Consider the following 17,295-nt stretch of genomic DNA (forward strand, 5'->3'; position numbering starts at 1 on the left):
TCAGGGCCAGGCGTGAAACGCCGTCTCCCGCGGCCCGCGCCGGCGGATCGAACTGTTGAGCTGGCGAAACTTTCCCGGCGCCATCTCCGCATGGCGCTGGAAAAACCGGTTGAAATAGGCCGCATCGGTGAACCCGAGTTTGAAGGCAATCTCCGCCACATGCAGGTTCGAGCGCAGGAGCAGCGATTTCGCCTCCTCCATCAGCCGCGCCTGCAAATGGCTGTGCGGGGTGGTGCCGATGGCCCGGCGCACAGCCGAGTTGAGCCGATCGCGCGACACGCCGATCCGCTCGGCATAGCGCGATACCGACCAATGGCTTTGCAGGTAAACCTCCGCCAGATGCAGAAATTCGTCGGCGATCTGCTGCGGCAGGGTGTCGAGTTCCAGCCCCGTGGGGCTTGAGGCGCGCCAGACCTCGATCAGCAGCAGCGACACGCAATGATGGACCACCGCGCGCGCGCCGGGGGCCATGGAAAACAACTCGCCGTCGATCTGCTCGGCAAGGTTCTCGAGCTTGGCGAGGGTCGCCGCGTTGAGCGCGGGCAAGTGGATGCGCCCCGAAACGGCCTTGCGCACATGGGCGGAGATCGTCCCGCCGGGGATCGACTGGCCCACCACCGTATCGGACACCCGCAGCACGAAACCGCGCGTCCCCGCATCCAGCCGGATCGGCGCCCCTTTTTGCGGCGGTGACCAGACGAGGCAGGGCGCGGCAAGCGGGACGGTGCTCGCGCCCGAAGCCAGCCGCCCCGATCCGGCGGTGATGACGAAGAGCGCCGCGCGTTGGTCAAGCGCGGTGAATTCCGTGGCCGTCAGCGCGCTGCGAATGCGCTCGGTCTGGACGCCGGTCTGGCGCGGCGCTGCGGGGAGCAGAGATCTGGCGCGATCCGTCAAATGTCCAATTCTTTCCTCAGAATGTCTATTTCGCAGAGCTATCGCCGCGATCTAAGCTGCGCGTCAAGCCTCAATTCGTTCGCGTTTGACGGCTCGGGTGGCCTCGACGGTGAAAATTGAGGCTATTGAACAACCTTGGGAGGAAAAAATGAACAGTTTGGGAATTTCGTGGGCCGGTTCGCTCACGCGCCTGGCCGGTGGCCTTGCGGCGGCCTCACTGACGCTTGCGGCCGCGACAGGCGCGGCCAGCGCGCAGGAGACGGACGCCGTAACCATCGGCTATGCCATCTCCAAATCGGGGCCCAATGCGGGCGGGGCGGACATGACCGTCACGCCCAACTACGAGCTTTGGGTGCACGAGGTGAACGAAAGGGGCGGGCTCACGCTCCCCGACGGCAGCCAGCGGCCCATCGAGGTGATCGAGTATGACGACCGCTCTTCGGCGGAAGAAGTCGTGCGCGCGGTCGAACGGCTCGCGACGCAAGACAAGGTCGATCTGATCCTGCCGCCCTGGGGCACCGGGTTCAACCTCGCGGTCGCGCCGCTCATGGCGCGCCATGGCTACCCGCATCTCGCGGGCGCGGCGGTCACCGACAAGGCCGATGATTTCGTGGAACGCTGGGACACGAGCTTCTGGTTCATGGGTGGCGGCGAAGACTACACCCACGCGCTCGCCGAGGTGCTGATCGAGGCGCGCGACGCAGGGACCATCAACAACTCCGTGGCGATGGTCTCGGTGGCCGACGGGTTCGGCATCGACCTCGTGAAAGCGGCGCGCCCGACCCTTGAAGAGGCCGGGTTCGAGATTGCCTATGACAAGGCGTTTCCGCCGCAGACCTCCGATTTCGCGACCATCATCAACGAGGCCGCGGGCACCGGCGCCGACACGTTCATCGCGTTTTCCTACCCGCCGCACACCTTCGCCCTGACCAAACAGGCCCAGGTCGCGAGCTACAACCCGGCGGTGTTCTACCTCGGCGTCGGCGCAGGCTTTCCGGTCTACACCAATATCTCCGGCGGCCAGATGGAAGGCGTCATGAGCCTCGGCGGGATCGACCCCGACAACGCGCTCAACGCCGAATATCGCGCCCGGCATGAGGCCGTCATCGGCCGCGCACCCGACTACTGGGGCAGCGTGCTGATCTATGCGAGCCTGCAGATGCTGGAACAAGCGATCGAACGGGTCGGGCTCGACAAGGCGGAAATCGCCAAGGAGCTCTCGACCGGCACCTTCGACACCGTGCTCGGCGAGACCAAGCTGGAGAACAACCAGCTGCGCAACATCTGGTGGACCGGCCAGTGGCAGGACGGGACCTTCGTCGCCGTGGCCCCGGGCGACCGCGACGGCGCGGGCGAGGCCTCCCTGCCGAAACCGGCCTGGCAGTAAACCGGACGCGGTGGCGGGCCCCGATACGGGCCCGCCATCCTAGCCAACCAGATGCGGGCCACGGCCCGACAACCCTTCAGATACGACAGAGCCGATGATAGAAAACCTCGTCAACGGGCTCGTTCTGGGTGGCACCTATGCCCTTGTGGCCATGGGTCTGACCATCCAGTACGGCATTGCCCGGATCATGAACCTAGCCTTCGGCGATCTCATCATCGCCGCCTGTTTCGGGACCTTCGTCCTCTATTCCGGCTTCGCCCTGAGCCCGGTGCTGGCGCTCTTCCTCATCGTGCCGCTCGGCTTTGCCTTCAACTATTTCATCTACCAGATCGTCATGCGGCCCCTCGTGGCGCGCGCGCCCAACAGCGAAGCGCTGGAGGTGGACTCCATCCTCGTGACCTTCGGGCTCCTGTTCGTGATTCAGGGGATCCTGCTGGTGATCTTCGGCGGCGCCTATACCAGCTACAGCTATCTCAACACGCCGGTGAACGTGCTGGGGACGATCGTCGCGGCCAACCGGCTGGTGGCCTTCGTGCTCGCGCTCATCTTCGGCGCCGGTATCCTCTTTGTCCTGTTCCGGACCCGTTGGGGCACCACGCTCCGCGCCGTGGCGCTCGCGCCCGAGAGCGCGCCGCTCTATGGGATCGACGTCAACGCCTCGGCGCGGCTGGCCTTCGCCATCGGGGGCGCGCTCGCGGCCTCGGGCGGGGTCGTCGTCTCGATGTACCAGACCTTCACCGCCACGGCGGGCGTGGTCTTCACCATGAAGGCGCTGATCGTTGTGATCCTCGGCGGCAAGGGCAGCCTGACGGGCGCGCTCGTCGCCGGCCTGCTGCTCGGGGTCGTCGAGACGATGGTCGCCGCCTACATCGATCCGGGGCTCACGCTCGCGGCCACATATACCGTCTTCCTGCTCCTGCTGCTCGTGCGGCCGTCGGGCATGTTCGGCAAAGCGGGCTGAGGGGCCGATCATGAAACAGACAGTCTTCATCCTGCTGGGCCTCGCGGTGCTCGCCCTCCTCGCGGCCGCCCCATATTTGCTCAGCGACTACGGCACGGCGCTCCTGCTCGGCATGACCGGCTACATCACGCTGGCCACCGCCTGGGCGATGTTCTCGGGGCCAACGCGCTACGTTTCTCTGGCCACGGTCGCCTTCTTCGGAATCGGCGCCTACACCGTCGCGGTGCTGAGCGAGGTGCTGCCCTATCCGCTGGTGCTGCTGGTGGCCGCGCTCATCGGGCTCACGGTCGCGATCATCGTCGGGCTCTCGACGCTGCGGTTGGCCGGGGTCTACTTCGTGATCTTCACCTTCGGCCTCGCCGAACTGGTGCGCCAGACCGTGACATGGTGGGAGGTCAACGTGACCGAGACGCTCGGCCGTTACATCTTCCTGCCCTTCGAGGGGCGGCACATCTACTGGCAGCTTCTGGCGCTTCTGGTGGTCACGCTGCTGATCTCCTGGTGGATCGGGCGGAGCCGCTACGGGCTCGCGCTCAAGGCGATCGGCGATGACGAGACCGTGGCCGAACACGCAGGGATCAACGTCCCCGGCCTCAAGCTCGCGCTCTTTGCCATCAGCGCCACGATCATCACGCTGGTGGGCGCGATTCAGGCGCCGCGCTGGACCTATATCGAGCCCTCGATCGTCTTCAACCCGACGGTCTCGTTCCTCACGCTGATCATGGCGCTGCTCGGCGGGCCGTCAAAACTCTGGGGCCCGATGGTGGGGGCGATCCCGCTCTTCCTGCTGTTCGAATGGCTCTCGGCCAACTTCCCCGACCACTTCTCGATCCTTCTGGGGGCGCTCTTCATCATGATCGTGTTCTTTATGCCCAAGGGCATCCTCGCCAAGCTCGAAGACCTGCGGGCGGGAGGGGCGTCATGAACGGGCGTCTGGAAATCACCGGTCTGAAGAAACGTTTCGGCGGGCTCACGGCGGTGAATGGTGTGAGCTTCGCGGTCGAGCCGGGGGAGGTCATCGGGCTTCTGGGGCCGAACGGCTCGGGCAAGACCACGGTGATGAACATGGTCTCGGGCGCGCTGCGCGCCGACGCGGGCTCGATCCGCTTCGACGGGGTCGAGCTCACCCGGCTCAAGCCCAACAAGATCGCCAAGCACGGCGTCGCCCGGACGTTCCAACTCGTCCGGCCCCTGCCAACGCTCTCGGTCGCCGAGAACGTGCTGCTCTCCTTCGCTTTCGGCCGCAAGCGGCACTGGGGGCGCGAGGCGCAGATGCTTGTGGAGGAAAAGCTGGAGTTCGTGGGGCTCGGCGGGCGCGGCGGCGAGGAGGTCGGGAACCTGACCTACATCGACCAGAAACGCATGGAGCTTGCCCGGGCGTTGGCGTCCGAGCCCAAGCTGCTGCTGCTCGACGAATGGCTCGCCGGGCTGAACCCGAGCGAGCTCAGGATCGGGATCGATCTCGTGCGCCACCTTCAGGGGCTGGGCATGTCGGTCCTTCTGGTCGAACATATCATGGAGGCGGTGCGCGCGCTCTGCTCGCGCTGCGTGGTGATGAGCGCGGGCGAGGTGATCGCCAGCGGCGAGAGCGAGGCGGTCCTCAAGGCCCCGCAAGTAATCTCGGCATATCTGGGGGATGACCATGCTTGAATTGCGCAACCTGACCGTCCGGTATGACAAGCACCTGGCGCTGGACGATGTTTCCCTCACGCTCGACAAGGGCGAGACGGTGGTGATCCTCGGGGCCAATGGCGCGGGCAAGACCTCGCTTCTGAAGGCGATGGCGGGGGTGGTGCGGGCCGATGCCGGATCGCAGATCGTGCTCGATGGCGCGCCGATCACCGGGCTCCGCGCCGATCAGGTCACCAACGCGGGAATCGCGCTCGTGCCCGAGGGGCGCGGTGTGGTCGGGCTCATGACGGTGGAGGAAAACCTCCGCCTCGGGGCCAATCCCAAACGCGCCCGCGCCGTCGAGGCCGAGCGGATGGAGCTTGTCTTCGACATCTTCCCCCGCCTCAAGGAGCGTCTGGGCCAATACGTCCGGACCATGTCGGGGGGCGAGCAACAGATGGTCGCGGTGGGCCGCGCCATGATGTCGAACCCCGATTATCTGCTGCTCGACGAGCCGAGCCTCGGCCTCGCGCCGATCATCGTGACCGACATGTTCAAGGCGCTCGCGCGGATCACCCAGACCGGCGTCGGCCTTCTGATCGTGGAGCAGAACGTGCGCGTGAGCCTCAAACATGCCGACCGTGGGTTCCTGCTGGAAGCGGGGCGGATCACCGGATCGGGAACCTCGGCGGAACTGCTCGATGACGACGCGGTGCGCCACGCCTTTCTTGGCGGCAACAGCTGAAGAACGAAAACGGAGCTTGATATGGAAACGCTGAAACTTCTGATCGACGGCGAACAGGTGGCCTCCAACGATGGCGCAACCTTCAGCCGCAACAACCCGCTGACCGGCGCCGTGGCGACCACCGCCGCGGCCGCCACCCCCGGCGATGCCCGCCGCGCCGCCGATGCCGCCGCGCGCGCCTTTGACGCGTGGTCCAAGACCGGGCCCGGCGAGCGCCGCGCGCTGCTCACCGCGGCCGCCGACAAGTTGCAGGAGGCCGGCGGCAAGATCGCCGAGGCCATGGCGGAAGAGATCGGCGCCACCGCCGCCTGGGCGGGGTTCAACGTTAAGCTCGCCTCCGACATGCTGCGCGAAGCGGGCTCCATGACGACGATGATCAAGGGCGAGATCATCCCCTCCAACCGTCCCGGCTCCATGGCCATGGCGATCCGTCAGCCGGTCGGCGTGGTGCTCTCCATCGCGCCGTGGAACGCGCCGGTGATCCTCGGGATCCGCTCCATCGCGATGCCGCTGGCCTGCGGCAATACCGTCGTGATGAAGAGCTCGGAAATCGCGCCGCGCACCCATGCGCTGATGATCGAGGCCGTCCAGAGCGCGGGCTTCCCCGCCGGCGTCGTCAACGTGATTTCCAACGCGCCGGAGGATGCGAGCAAGGTGGTCGAGACGCTGATCGCCCATGACGCCGTGCGCCGGGTGAACTTCACCGGCTCGACCCGCGTCGGCCGGATCATCGCCGAGCTTTCGGCGCGCCATCTCAAGCCCGCACTGCTCGAACTGGGCGGCAAGGCGCCGATGATCGTGCTCGACGACGCCGACATGGACGCCGCCGTCGCCGGTGCCGCCTTCGGCGCCTACATGAACCAGGGCCAGATCTGCATGTCGACCGAGCGGCTCATCGTCGATGCCTCGATCGCCGATGCCTTTGTCGAGAAGCTCGCCGCCAAGGTCAGCACCCTCGCCGTCGGCGATCCGCGCGAGGGCAAGACCCCGCTGGGATGCGTCGTCGATCAGGGCGCGGCGGACCGGATCGAAGGGCTCATCCGCGACGCGGTCGAGAAGGGCGCGGTCATCGCTGCGGGCGGCCATTCCAACGGCGTGCTGATGGAGGCGACGCTGATCGATCACGTGACCCCGACCATGCGGCTTTACCGCGAGGAGAGCTTCGGCCCGACGGCCTCGGTCGTCCGGGTGGGCAGCGTCGACGAGGCGATCCGCGTGGCCAACGATACCGAATACGGGCTCTCGGCCAGCGTCTATGGCCGCGATGTGACCCGCGCGCTGAGCGTGGCCCGCCGGATCGAAAGCGGCATCTGTCATGTCAACGGCCCGACGGTCCACGACGAGGCGCAGATGCCCTTCGGCGGGGTCAAGGATTCTGGCTATGGCCGTTTCGGCGGCACGGCGGGCATCGCGGAATTCACTGACCTGCGCTGGATCACCGTCCAGGACGGCATCCCGCATTACCCGATCTGATGGGGGCCGATCCGATGGGAGCCGATTTGAACGGCAAGACCTGTATCATCACCGGCGGCGCCGGTAGCCTCGGGATCGCGGCGGCGGCGCTGCTGCGGTCCCATGGAGCGAATGTAGCGCTGGTCGATTTGTCGATGGAGGCGCTGAGACAGGCGGCCAATGCGGCCTTCGGGGCGGAGGCCGAGGGCATCGCCCTGATCGCGGCGGATGTCTCCAAGGAGGCGGATGTGGCGCATTACGTGGCCGAGACGGTGGCGCGGTTCGGCGGCATCGACGTGCTCTTCAGCAATGCGGGTATCTTCGGCACGGCCGCGCCCATTGAGAGCTACCCGACAGAGATCTTCGACGCGGTCTATGCGGTCCACGTCCGGGGCGCATTCCTCGCGGCCAAACACGCCTCCCCGCACATGACACGGGGCGGGAGCATCATCATCACCTCCAGCGTCGCCGCGACCCGGGGCGATCCCGGGGTGCACGCCTACATCACCGCCAAGCACGCCCAGACGGGCCTGATGCGCTGTCTCGCCAAGGAGCTCGCGCCGCGGGGCATCCGGGTCAACACCATCAACCCCGGCCCCATCGACAACGCGTTTCAGAAGCGCGTCGAGGAGGGTCTGGGCGAGGAGATCGGGCGCGACGGGACGGAGTTCTTTGACGAGATCATCCCGATGGGCCGGCACGGGACGGCCGATGAAATCGCCCGCTCCGTGCTCTATCTCGCCTCGGATCAGTCAAGCTTCACCACCGGGATACAGCTCGGCGTCGATGGCGGCATGAGCGCCTGACGCGCCCCGCCGCCATCCGGCATCAGCGGAACAGCGTGTCGACGTAGTCCGCGCCGATCCCCACCGCGTCGTAGTGTTTGCGGCACATGTCGATGTAGTTGTGCACGTCGAAAAACCCGTCTGGCTCGCCGTCCTCGTCGAGCCAGATCAGCGGGCCGGTCACCTTGAAGAAAACCTTCATCGGGTCGGGGTGATCATAGGCCACGAGCGTGTGGCCCTCGCCGGGGGTCTCGTAGACGAAATCCCCCGCCGTGGCGATCCAGTCGTGCTCGAGGTAGCCCCACTTGCCCGAGATCGTGTAGGCGAAGACCTCGTGCGGGTGGTAGTGGCGGTTCACCAGCCCCGCGGATTTCGCCATCAGCACGTCGCACCAGGAGTTTTGCGTCGGCGAAATCCAGACCGGCCGGGAAAACACAGTCTCGGTGAAGGGCACGAAATACCGCTCGTCATCATCGGCGATGTTGGGCAGGTAGACCTCGGGCTTGGCATCGGGCTGAAACACCTTGGTGATCGGTGCGATGCCGCGCCAGAATTCGGATCCGGTTTCTTCTGTCATGTCGTCTTTCTCCCTTGGTCGGTGTCATGCCTGGGGCGTGGGGCCCGCGCTGATTGCGGGGGCTTTGTCTGCGGGCGGCCAGCTGCGTCCTTCCGCCGTGGCGGGGCGCGGCTCGCGGTTGTAGGCGGCGGCGATGCGGGCGGCCGTCGCGCGCAATTCGGTGACGATCCCGTCGGACCTGTCGCCCGCGATCTGGCTCAGGATGCCGAAGACCGAGACGGTCAGGACGGCGCGGTTGTCCGGCGTGAGGACGGGCGCGGCGATGGCCCCGATCTCGGGCTCGTTCTCGCCGAAATTGGTGGCATGGCCCGCCGCGCGGATGGCGGCGAAATCCGTCTGGTGCGCGGCCGCCTCGCCCTCCTGCGCCAGTCGCGCGGCGCGGTCGGCCTCGCTCATGTAGGCCAGAAACAACTTGCCCTGCGCCGTCGTCGCCAGCGGCAGGACCGTGCCCACCTCCGCCGAGACGCGCACCGCCCGGCGCGAGTTTGCCGCGACCACGCAGGTCGGGCCGCGCCGTCCCAGACGGCACGCCATGACCGAATCGTTGAGCGTCTGGCTCAGCGCCTGCACCTCGGGCCGGGCGATGCGCGGCAGGGGGCTGAGCTCGAAGGCGAGACGGCCAAGGTCTTCGAGCTTTTGGCCAAGTTCGAACAGGCCCCGGCGGGTCGAGATCAACAGGCCCGTGTGCTCCAGCGTCAGCAGAAACCGATGCGCTGTCGCGACGCTCATCCCGAGGCTGTCCGCCACCTGTTTCGCCGTCAGTTCCGGCCGCCCGGGCCCGTATAAGTCGAGTATTTCCAAGGCTTTGATCAAAGATCCGTTCAGGGCCGTACTCATCGGGGCGCCTCGCTGTTTTTCTTGATACACGCGTATAATCATACTATACGATATTAGAATCTCAAAAAATGAGATTGCGCAAGGGGAAGCGCGCCAATCTCATGCGCTCTACGGAGGGGGAATGCCGGTGACGCACAACAGCGATGTTTCGGTCGCGATTCTCGGCGCGGGGGCGCTTGGCTCGGTGATCGGCGCGGCGCTTGCCGAGGCCGGTCGGCCCGTCGCGCTCTGGACGCGCAACCTGGCCCATGCCCAAGCGATCCGCGATCAGGGGCTGCGCGTGGACCGGGGGGGCGAGACGCGCCGCGTGCGGATCGATGCCGGCCCCGTCGGGTCAAGCGCCGCGCAGCCCGACCTGATCATCCTCCTGACCAAGACCCAGGACAGCGCCGCCGCGATGGAGAGCATCGCGCCGCATATCGCGCGGGGGGCGTTCGTGCTGACCTTGCAAAACGGGATCGGTAACGCCGAGCGGATCTTGCCCTTCTGCCCGGCGGACCAGCTCCTGACCGGGACGACGATGACCAACGGGCTGATGGTCGCGGCGGGGCATGTCTCGACGCAAGGCGCGGGCGAAGCGGTGTTCAAGGCGATGAGCCCGGCGGGCGAGGCGCGCGCGGCGGAGTTCGAGATCGACGTGCCCGGCTTTGCGCTGCGCCACTCAGGCCATGCGCTGGAGGCGATCTGGACCAAGGCGGCGCTGAACTGTGCGATGAATGCGGCGGCGGGGCTCACCGGCGCGCGTGTCGGTCAGCTGACCTCCGTGCCCGGTATGCGCGAGACGCTCTCGGCGGTCGCGGCGGAGGTCGTGGCGGTGGCGGCGGCGCAGGGGATCACCGTCGCGCAAGCGGAGGTCGAAGCCAAGATCGACTACGCCACGGCCAACCACACATATCACAAATCCTCGATGCTGCAGGATGTCGAGGCGGGCAAACCCACCGAGATCGAGAGCCTCTGCGGCGAGGTCACGCGGCAGGCCGAGGGGCTCGGGCTCGCCACCCCGCTCAACGCGGCCTTCGCGGCGCTCATCCGGTTGAAGACAGCGCCCGCAACGGGGGCAGAGACAGAAGGGGCAAACGATGCCTGACGACGCGGCGCAGAGCCAGGACAGGGCCCCGACAATGACTGCGGGCGGCGCGCTTTTCCGCAAGCTGAAGGCGCTTGGCGTTGACTGCGTCTTTGCCAATTCGGGGACCGATTTTCCGCCGATCATCGAAGGGCTCATCGAGGCCAGACAGCTCGGGCTCGAGTTGCCGCTGCCTGTCACCGCGCCGCATGAGCACGTCGCGATGGGCATGGCGCATGGTTACTACCAGATCTCCGGCAAGGCGCAGGCGGTGCTGCTGCACACCAATGTCGGGCTGTCGAACGGGGCCACGGGCGCGATCAACGCGGCCTGCGATCATGTGCCGATGTTGATGATGTCGGGGCGCACTCCGGTGATGGAGCAGGGCCGCTTCGGCGCGCGGACCGTGCCCATCGGTTGGGGGCAGGAGATGTTCGACCAGACCGCGCTGGTGCGCGAGGCGTGCAAGTGGGACTATGAGCTGCGCTTCCCTGAACAGATCGGCGAGCTGCTCGACCGCGCCTGGGCGATTGCCAATTCGGGGCCGAAGGGGCCGGTCTATCTCAGCCTGCCACGCGAGGTGCTTTGCGAACACGTGGCGCAGGAGGGGCTCGACGCGCCGCCGCGCATGGCGCCGGTGACCCCTGCGCCGGATCCGACCTCGCTCGCCGAGGCGGCAACCCTGCTCGCGCGCGCCGAGCGGCCGCTGATTATCGCCCAGCGGGGCGCGGGTTCGGCGGAAGCTTTCGACGCGCTCTCGGCCTTTGTCGACGATTGGGCGATCCCGCTGTCGCATTACTGGGCCAACCAGATCGCGATTCCCGCGAGCCACCCGATGCAGATCGGCTGGCAGCCCGATGCGCTCCTGCGCGAGGCGGATGTCGTGCTCGTGATCAACGCGCTCGCGCCGTGGTGGCCGGACCGGGCGTCGCCGAGCCCCGAGGCCAAGGTCATCCAGCTCGGCCCCGATCCGCTGTTCGCCCGGACGACGCCGTTGCGCAATTTCGCGGCGGATGTGGCGCTCGCGGGCGACACGGGCCAGGCGATCGTCGCGCTGGCCGAGGCGATGTCGGCGGAGGCGCGCGACGAGGGCGCGATCACCGCGCGGCGCGAACGGATCACGCGGCTCGCTGGAGAAGAGACCCGGCGGGTCGTGGCGCAGGCCGAAAGCGGCAACGGCGCCCCGATGAGCAAGGACTGGGTCAGCCTCTGTCTCGGCCGGGCCATCGCCGGGCGCCGCGCGTCGGTCTTTCACGAGCTTGGCTGCCCGCTGCCGCCGCTTTTTGCCGAGGCGCATCAGAGCTATTTTCAGGAGCCGCACTCCGGCGGTCTCGGATGGGGCCTGCCCGCCGCGCTTGGGGCGCAGCTGGCCGATCCCGACCGGCTGGTCTTCGCGACCATGGGCGACGGGAGCTACATGTTCGCCAACCCCACCGCCTGTCATCAGGTCGCCGAGGCCCACGGGCTGCCGGTCATCACGCTGGTGCTCAACAACGAGGAATGGGGCGCCGTGCGGCATTCGGTCGAGGGGCTCTATACGGAAGGGCTGGCGCGCAAGGCCAATGACGTGCCGCTCACCTCGCTCCGCCCGAGCCCGGATTTCACCAAGACCGCCGAAGCGAGCCGCGCCTACACCGAGACGATCACCGACGGGCGCGATCTGCCCGCCGCGTTGGAGCGCGCGATCAAGGTGGCGACGGAGGAGCGGCGCCAGGTGCTGTTCAACATCGCCATCGCGCGGAGCAGCCCGCATTGAGCGCGGCAAGATCAAGATGATCGACGGATAACCAGGGAGGACATCATGACACATCTAACCACTTTGAGGGCCGCGGCCGGGGCGATTGCCGTCGCCGTGGCGGGGCTTGCGGCGCAGGCCGATGAGCTCAAGCTCGCTCATTTCGGCTCGACGAAATACCCGCTGCACGTGGAGGTCTTCGTGCCGTTGGCCGAGGCCTTCAACGACGCGACCGGCGGCGACATGACGATGCGCGTCTATCCCGGCGGCGAGCTCGGCGCGGGCCCGGCCAAACAGTATGACCGCGCGATCGACGGCGTGGCCGACATCACCTACGCGCTGCCCGGCTACACCGCCGCGCAGTTCCGCAAGACGCTGCTGGTCGAGATCCCCGGCGTATTGCCCGCGGGCGCGGTCCCGACGGCGGAGGTCTGGGAGGATCTCGCGCTGATCGAGGATGAGTATCGCCGGGTCAAACTCCTTGCTCTGTGGAACGCCGAGCCGGGTGTCCTGATGCTGCGCGACAAGCGGGTCGAGACGCTCGCCGATCTGGCCGGGCTGAAAATCCGGGTTCCGTCACAGAACACCGGCCGCGTGGTCGAGAGCTGGGGCGCGACGGCGGTCTCGATGCCGATCACCGAGGTCTACAGCTCGATGGAAACCGGCGTGATCGACGGGGTGCTGGTGGATACCTCGACCCTGTCGAGCTTCAAGCTCGGCGAGGTGACGCAATACGTGGTGACGGGGATGCAGGGCACGAATTCGATGTTCATGCTGGTCATGAACCGCGACAGCTGGGCCGATCTCGACGCGGAAACTCAGGCCATCCTCACCGATCTGACCGGCCCCGAGCTTTCGGAGGCCGGGCGCGTGACCATGTCCAACTCCGCCACCGGCGCGCTCAAGGCCTGGGCCGATGCGGGCGGCGAGATCATCACGCTGAGCCCCGAGGCCGCCGCCGAATTCGACGCGGCATCGGCCAGCCTCGCCGAGGAGGTCATCGCCGAGCTTGAGGCCGACGGCGTCAATGCGGCCGCCTGGGCCGCCGCGCTCAAGGACTGATCCGCGTGACGAACGCCATCACAGACGCGCGCGCCCGGGAGCGGTTTCCCGGGCGCCTGCTGCGCGGCTTCGCCGATCTGGGCGGGCTGGCGCTGTTGTTGCTGATGGGGCTGGTCACCGTTTCGGTGATCTTTCGCTACGTGCTCAACCAGCCCATCCTCGGCAGTCAGGAGCTGGTGCAGATCGGGATGGCCGTCGTCGTCATGCTCGGCATGCCCTACACCGCCCACACCGGCCAGCACATACGCGTCGACATCCTCGACCGGGCCATTGGCCGCGCGGGCCGGTTCCTCGGCGATCTCTTCACGCGGGTGGTGTCGATCTTCGTGCTCTGGCTGGTGGTCCGCAAGACCTGGGACAAGGCGCGCGACGCGGTGGAATACGGCGATGTGACCAACATGATCGAGATCCCGCTCTGGATCGCCTACGGCGCGATCGTGCTGGGGCTGGGGCTCTCCATTCTCGTGCTCGCGCTGGAGCTGGTGCGACAGGTTCTGGGCGGGTTCAAATCCTATGAGTGACACGGTTATCGGCCTTCTCGGGGTCGCCGCGCTGTTCTTTTGCATGATCGCGCGGATGCCGGTCGGGATGGCGCTGCTCAGCGTGGGGTTCGGCGGCATCTGGCTGATCGACGATTTGCGCGCCGCCGTGGCGACCATGTCCGCCGAGACCTACTCGTCGGTGACGAATTACGGCCTGACCGTGATCCCGCTTTTCGTCCTGCTGGGCAACGTCGCCGGCGCTGCGGGCTATTCCCAACGGCTCTACAACGCGGCGCATGCCTGGGTCGGCCACCTGCGCGGCGGGCTTGCCTCTTCGACCGTTCTGGGCTGCGCCGCCTTTGCCGCGGTGAGCGGCTCGTCCGTCGCCACCGCCGTGACCATCGGCAAGGTCGCGCTGCCAGAGATGAAGCGCTTCGGCTATGCCGACGGGCTGGCCACCGGCTCCGTCGCGGCGGGCGGCACGCTCGGGATTCTCATCCCGCCCTCGACCGGATTCGTGCTCTACGCCATCCTGACCGAGGAAAGCATCGGCAAGCTCTTCATCGCCGGGATCATTCCGGGGCTCTTGCTTGCCTGTCTTTTCATCGCGGTAATCACCATCATCACCACGCTGCGCCCCGCCCAAGGGCCCGCCGGCGGGCGGACCGGATTCGCCGAACGGCTTCGCGCGACAATCGCGTCTCTGCCGCTGGTCGTCGTCATCTTCGTCTCCATCGGGGGCATCTACATGGGCGTTTTCACCCCGGTAGAAGCCGCGGGCGTCGGGGCGACCCTGGTCACCGCCATGGCCCTTGGGACCGGCAAGCTGCGCCTGCGGCACCTCCCCGCCATCGCGCGCGAGACGGTCGCGACCACAGCGATGCTCTATCTCATCGTCATCGGCGCCCATGTTTTCGGCCCCTTCCTCGCGCTCACCCATATTCCCGAAACGCTCGCCTCCGGCCTCGACGGGCTCGGCCTCGGCCCCTATGCCACGCTGCTGCTGATCCTCGCGGCCTATATCGTTCTGGGCATGTTTTTCGACGGTCTGGCGATGCTGGTGGTCACGATGCCGGTGGTCTTTCCGATCATCATCGGGCTCGGCTTTGATCCGATCTGGTTCGGCGTCGTGGCGGTGATCGTGATCGAAATGGGGCTGATCACGCCCCCCGTCGGGCTCAACGTCTTCGTGGTCAAGGGCGTTGCGGCGGAGGTGCCCATGGGCACGATCTTCCGCGGCGTACTGCCGTTCTGGTTCGCCATGGCGGCGTGCCTCGGGCTGATCATCCTCTTCCCCCAACTGGCGCTCTTCCTGCCGGGGCAGATGAAATAGGCGGGTTTCGGGCGGGTCGCCGGCCTGCCCGATCCTGCGCATTTGCCAAGAGTTTGACGGATTTAAGACAGGCTTTGCCGCCCCGGGCCGATTGACCTCAAAGGGGGAATCGGAAACTCTGCCGCCGCGCGCCGCGTCGTGCTGCCGCGCGCGAGATTTCAGCCCAAAAGGAGCGGGACGATGCCGGAATTCGGGACAAGCGGTCTGCGCGGACTGGCCGTGGAGATGACCGACGCGCTCTGCGAGGGCTACACCACGGCGTTCCTGAGCGGGACGGCGCATGACGGTTCGGTCATGATCGGCCGCGATCTGCGCGACAGCTCGCCGCGGCTGCGCGATGCGGTGGCCCGCGGGGCGGCGCGGCTCGGGATCACGGTGCGCGACTGCGGCATCCTGCCGACACCGGCGCTTGCGCTCGCGGCGCAAGAGCGGGGCACGGCGGCGATCATGATCACCGGTAGCCATATTCCCGCCGACCGCAACGGCCTGAAATTCTACAGCACCGCGGGCGAGATCACCAAGGACGACGAGGCGCGCATCACCGCTGCCTTTGCCAAGCTTGACGGCGCGGCGCCGGAGGCCACCCCGGAGATCACCGACGAGCCCGCCGCGCTTGCCGGCTTTCGCGCCCGCTACACCGGGTTCTTCGCCAAAGATGCGCTCAAGGGGCTTCGCGTCGGGGTCTACCAGCACAGCTCCGTCGCGCGCGATCTGCTGATCGACCTGCTGGCTGATCTGGGGGCCGCGCCGGTGGCGCTTGGCCGCTGCGAGAGTTTCGTGCCGGTCGATACCGAAGCGGTGGACGAGGCATCGCGGACGCTGCTCGCCGGCTGGGCGGCGGAGCACGAACTCGATGCCATCGTCTCGACCGATGGCGACGCCGATCGCCCAATGCTGACCGATGCCGAGGGCCTGATCGTGCCCGGCGATATCCTCGGGCCGCTCACCGCGCGCTATCTCGGGGCGGATGCGGTGGTGACGCCGGTGTCGTCCAACACGGTCGTGGAACGGTCGGAGGCCTTTGGGCATATCACCCGCTGCAAGATCGGCTCGCCCTACGTCATCGCGCAGATGGAGGCCGCCTTGGGCGCCGGGCAGGGTTCGGTTGTGGGCTACGAGGCCAACGGCGGCTTTCTTCTGGGCTACGAGGCGCGCCGCGAGGGCCGGACGCTCGCGCCGCTGATGACCCGAGATTTCGCCCTGCCGATCCTCGCCACGCTCGCGCTCGCCAAGGCCGAAGGGCTGTCGGTGGCCGAACTGCGCGCCACGCTTCCCGCCCGCGCCACCGCCTCCAACCGGCTTCAGGACATCCCGCGCGAGGTCTCGCTCGCCATCGTCGACCGGGTGCTCGACGGCGGGCTCACCCTCTGGCCGGACGCCCTGGGCCGCATCGCCGAGGTGGACCGGACCGACGGCGCGCGGCTCACGCTGGAGAGCGGCGTGATCGTCCACATCCGCCCCTCCGGCAACGCGCCCGAACTGCGCTGCTACGTGGAGGCGGACGCGGCCGATGAAGCAGACGCCATCCTGCGTACGGCGCTCGGCAAGCTGGCGGATGCGGCGCGTATCGGGTAGGCGCGCGGCCCGGAACCGATGCGTCGCAGCGGCTTGACCGGGCGTAAAATTCCGACTAGCCAGAGCGCAGGCTGTAGACGCCCGCCTCCCGCTGACCTCTGTCTTGGTGAAGTTCTACGACGCACATCTCTGCCTCTTTTCCGCATATCGCGCGGATGGCAATGCGGGCCCCATCTCAAACTGCGCGATCCGGCAAGAGAGATACGGGATATGATCGACGCCCCCGGCAATAGACTAACCGATGCGGCGCCTGGCGCCATACACGTCAACCCTGTGATGGGGATGAACGGGGTGCAGCCCGTCGCAGGCTCCGCGTTGAAACGGGGCACCTTCCCCAGCAATGAAGGAGCGGCGTCATGACCACGCAACGCCCCTCAACGGCGCAAGCCAAGGATCAAGCCAAGCGCTTGCGCTTGAAAATGGCCGAGGATGGGACACCGATCAGCCATGCCCGCGCCCTCGAACTGGTCGCGCATCAACACGGGTTCCGCGACTGGAATACCATGGTTGCGGCCATCGGCGATGGGCCGCCCGGGGGCTGGGCCGTCGGAGACACGCTCCGCGGGCGCTACCTGTCGCAACCCTTCACCGGGACGCTGATTGCCATTTCGATGACCGAACCGGGGTGGTTTCGGCTGGAATTGCAGTTGGATGAGGCCGTGGACGTGGTCACATCCGCCAGGTTCTCGAATTTCCGCTCGCGGATTCGTGGTGTTGTTGGCCCCAAGGGGCATACGGTTGAACGAACGAGCAACGGGCAGGCGCACCTGCAGATCGATCTGGGGTGAGGGCC

At 67.1% G+C, this 17,295-nt stretch carries 17 protein-coding genes; 14 read left to right on the forward strand and 3 right to left on the reverse strand.

Annotation, left to right across the window (positions count from 1 at the left end; translation table 11 throughout):
• Positions 1-894, reverse strand: coding sequence for a helix-turn-helix domain-containing protein (locus BM353_RS08920; protein WP_092079543.1), 894 nt, complete (start codon positions 892-894; stop codon positions 1-3).
• 148 nt (positions 895-1,042) lie between these two features.
• Here BM353_RS08920 and BM353_RS08925 point away from each other — a divergent pair, with 148 nt between their 5' ends.
• The 7 genes from BM353_RS08925 (at position 1,043) to BM353_RS08955 (ending at position 7,856) form a co-directional block, all read left to right on the forward strand.
• Positions 1,043-2,281 (forward strand): amino acid ABC transporter substrate-binding protein, encoded by a 1,239-nt coding sequence (locus BM353_RS08925; RefSeq protein ID WP_092079546.1) that lies wholly within the window; start codon positions 1,043-1,045, stop codon positions 2,279-2,281.
• A 94-nt stretch (positions 2,282-2,375) separates the two neighbouring features.
• Positions 2,376-3,242, forward strand: coding sequence for a branched-chain amino acid ABC transporter permease (locus BM353_RS08930; protein WP_092079549.1), 867 nt, complete (start codon positions 2,376-2,378; stop codon positions 3,240-3,242).
• Positions 3,243-3,252: 10 nt separating this feature from the next.
• The gene (locus tag BM353_RS08935; protein ID WP_092079552.1) at positions 3,253-4,167 is read left to right on the forward strand and encodes a branched-chain amino acid ABC transporter permease; all 915 of its coding nucleotides are present in this window, start codon (positions 3,253-3,255) and stop codon (positions 4,165-4,167) included.
• Complete coding sequence (locus tag BM353_RS08940; protein WP_092079556.1) at positions 4,164-4,892, forward strand: ABC transporter ATP-binding protein; 729 nt, start codon at positions 4,164-4,166, stop codon at positions 4,890-4,892. Before BM353_RS08935 ends, BM353_RS08940 begins: the two co-directional genes overlap by 4 nt.
• On the forward strand, positions 4,879-5,598 hold the full coding sequence (locus BM353_RS08945; protein WP_245759609.1) for an ABC transporter ATP-binding protein: 720 nt from the start codon (positions 4,879-4,881) through the stop codon (positions 5,596-5,598). Before BM353_RS08940 ends, BM353_RS08945 begins: the two co-directional genes overlap by 14 nt.
• A gap of 21 nt (positions 5,599-5,619) precedes the next feature.
• Positions 5,620-7,071 carry an aldehyde dehydrogenase gene (locus tag BM353_RS08950; RefSeq protein ID WP_092079559.1) on the forward strand — a complete coding sequence of 484 codons (1,452 nt, stop codon included), beginning with the start codon at positions 5,620-5,622 and terminating at the stop codon, positions 7,069-7,071.
• A gap of 14 nt (positions 7,072-7,085) precedes the next feature.
• Positions 7,086-7,856, forward strand: a complete 771-nt coding sequence (locus BM353_RS08955) for an SDR family NAD(P)-dependent oxidoreductase (RefSeq protein WP_092080015.1) — start codon at positions 7,086-7,088, stop codon at positions 7,854-7,856.
• Positions 7,857-7,878: 22 nt separating this feature from the next.
• Here the strand turns inward: BM353_RS08955 and BM353_RS08960 are convergent, their stop codons facing one another.
• Together BM353_RS08960 and BM353_RS08965 are read right to left on the reverse strand one after the other, a co-directional pair.
• A complete protein-coding gene (locus tag BM353_RS08960; protein WP_092079562.1) occupies positions 7,879-8,412 on the reverse strand; it encodes a 2,4'-dihydroxyacetophenone dioxygenase family protein in 534 nt (177 codons plus the stop codon).
• 24 nt (positions 8,413-8,436) lie between these two features.
• Positions 8,437-9,291 (reverse strand): IclR family transcriptional regulator domain-containing protein, encoded by an 855-nt coding sequence (locus BM353_RS08965; protein ID WP_092079565.1) that lies wholly within the window; start codon positions 9,289-9,291, stop codon positions 8,437-8,439.
• Positions 9,292-9,370: 79 nt separating this feature from the next.
• On the opposite strand from BM353_RS08965, the gene BM353_RS08970 reads away from it, so the two are divergent.
• The 7 genes from BM353_RS08970 to BM353_RS09000 all read left to right on the forward strand — a co-directional run bounded on the left by BM353_RS08970 (position 9,371) and on the right by BM353_RS09000 (position 17,290).
• Entirely contained in the window at positions 9,371-10,336 is a 966-nt protein-coding gene (locus BM353_RS08970; RefSeq protein WP_092079568.1) for a ketopantoate reductase family protein, read from the forward strand.
• On the forward strand, positions 10,329-12,071 hold the full coding sequence (locus BM353_RS08975; protein WP_092079571.1) for a thiamine pyrophosphate-requiring protein: 1,743 nt from the start codon (positions 10,329-10,331) through the stop codon (positions 12,069-12,071). Before BM353_RS08970 ends, BM353_RS08975 begins: the two co-directional genes overlap by 8 nt.
• A 45-nt stretch (positions 12,072-12,116) precedes the next feature.
• On the forward strand, positions 12,117-13,112 hold the full coding sequence (locus BM353_RS08980) for a TRAP transporter substrate-binding protein (RefSeq protein WP_092079574.1): 996 nt from the start codon (positions 12,117-12,119) through the stop codon (positions 13,110-13,112).
• Positions 13,113-13,117: 5 nt separating this feature from the next.
• Positions 13,118-13,633, forward strand: coding sequence for a TRAP transporter small permease (locus BM353_RS08985; protein ID WP_092079577.1), 516 nt, complete (start codon positions 13,118-13,120; stop codon positions 13,631-13,633).
• The gene (locus BM353_RS08990; RefSeq protein ID WP_092079580.1) at positions 13,626-14,927 is read left to right on the forward strand and encodes a TRAP transporter large permease; all 1,302 of its coding nucleotides are present in this window, start codon (positions 13,626-13,628) and stop codon (positions 14,925-14,927) included. The genes BM353_RS08985 and BM353_RS08990 overlap by 8 nt, the downstream gene beginning before the upstream one ends.
• A gap of 180 nt (positions 14,928-15,107) precedes the next feature.
• Positions 15,108-16,502 carry a phosphohexomutase domain-containing protein gene (locus BM353_RS08995; RefSeq protein WP_092079583.1) on the forward strand — a complete coding sequence of 465 codons (1,395 nt, stop codon included), beginning with the start codon at positions 15,108-15,110 and terminating at the stop codon, positions 16,500-16,502.
• Between the two features lie 356 nt (positions 16,503-16,858).
• Entirely contained in the window at positions 16,859-17,290 is a 432-nt protein-coding gene (locus BM353_RS09000) for a glyoxalase superfamily protein (RefSeq protein ID WP_092079586.1), read from the forward strand.
• The last annotated feature ends 5 nt before the right edge of the window (positions 17,291-17,295 follow it).

The organism is Poseidonocella sedimentorum, assembly GCF_900116005.1.
GTDB classification, from domain to species: domain Bacteria; phylum Pseudomonadota; class Alphaproteobacteria; order Rhodobacterales; family Rhodobacteraceae; genus Poseidonocella; species Poseidonocella sedimentorum.

Bases quoted from the DNA above. Each gene is read 5' to 3' on its own strand.
- BM353_RS08925 (WP_092079546.1), top strand. From the start codon at position 1,043: ATGAACAGTTTGGGAATTTCGTGGGCCGGTTCGCTCACGCGCCTGGCC.
- BM353_RS08930 (WP_092079549.1), top strand. From the start codon at position 2,376: ATGATAGAAAACCTCGTCAACGGGCTCGTTCTGGGTGGCACCTATGCC.
- BM353_RS08935 (WP_092079552.1), top strand. From the start codon at position 3,253: ATGAAACAGACAGTCTTCATCCTGCTGGGCCTCGCGGTGCTCGCCCTC.
- BM353_RS08940 (WP_092079556.1), top strand. From the start codon at position 4,164: ATGAACGGGCGTCTGGAAATCACCGGTCTGAAGAAACGTTTCGGCGGG.
- BM353_RS08945 (WP_245759609.1), top strand. From the start codon at position 4,879: ATGACCATGCTTGAATTGCGCAACCTGACCGTCCGGTATGACAAGCAC.
- BM353_RS08950 (WP_092079559.1), top strand. From the start codon at position 5,620: ATGGAAACGCTGAAACTTCTGATCGACGGCGAACAGGTGGCCTCCAAC.
- BM353_RS08955 (WP_092080015.1), top strand. From the start codon at position 7,086: ATGGGAGCCGATTTGAACGGCAAGACCTGTATCATCACCGGCGGCGCC.
- BM353_RS08960 (WP_092079562.1), bottom strand. From the start codon at position 8,412: ATGACAGAAGAAACCGGATCCGAATTCTGGCGCGGCATCGCACCGATC.
- BM353_RS08965 (WP_092079565.1), bottom strand. From the start codon at position 9,291: ATGATTATACGCGTGTATCAAGAAAAACAGCGAGGCGCCCCGATGAGT.
- BM353_RS08970 (WP_092079568.1), top strand. From the start codon at position 9,371: ATGCCGGTGACGCACAACAGCGATGTTTCGGTCGCGATTCTCGGCGCG.
- BM353_RS08975 (WP_092079571.1), top strand. From the start codon at position 10,329: ATGCCTGACGACGCGGCGCAGAGCCAGGACAGGGCCCCGACAATGACT.
- BM353_RS08980 (WP_092079574.1), top strand. From the start codon at position 12,117: ATGACACATCTAACCACTTTGAGGGCCGCGGCCGGGGCGATTGCCGTC.
- BM353_RS08990 (WP_092079580.1), top strand. From the start codon at position 13,626: ATGAGTGACACGGTTATCGGCCTTCTCGGGGTCGCCGCGCTGTTCTTT.
- BM353_RS08995 (WP_092079583.1), top strand. From the start codon at position 15,108: ATGCCGGAATTCGGGACAAGCGGTCTGCGCGGACTGGCCGTGGAGATG.
- BM353_RS09000 (WP_092079586.1), top strand. From the start codon at position 16,859: ATGACCACGCAACGCCCCTCAACGGCGCAAGCCAAGGATCAAGCCAAG.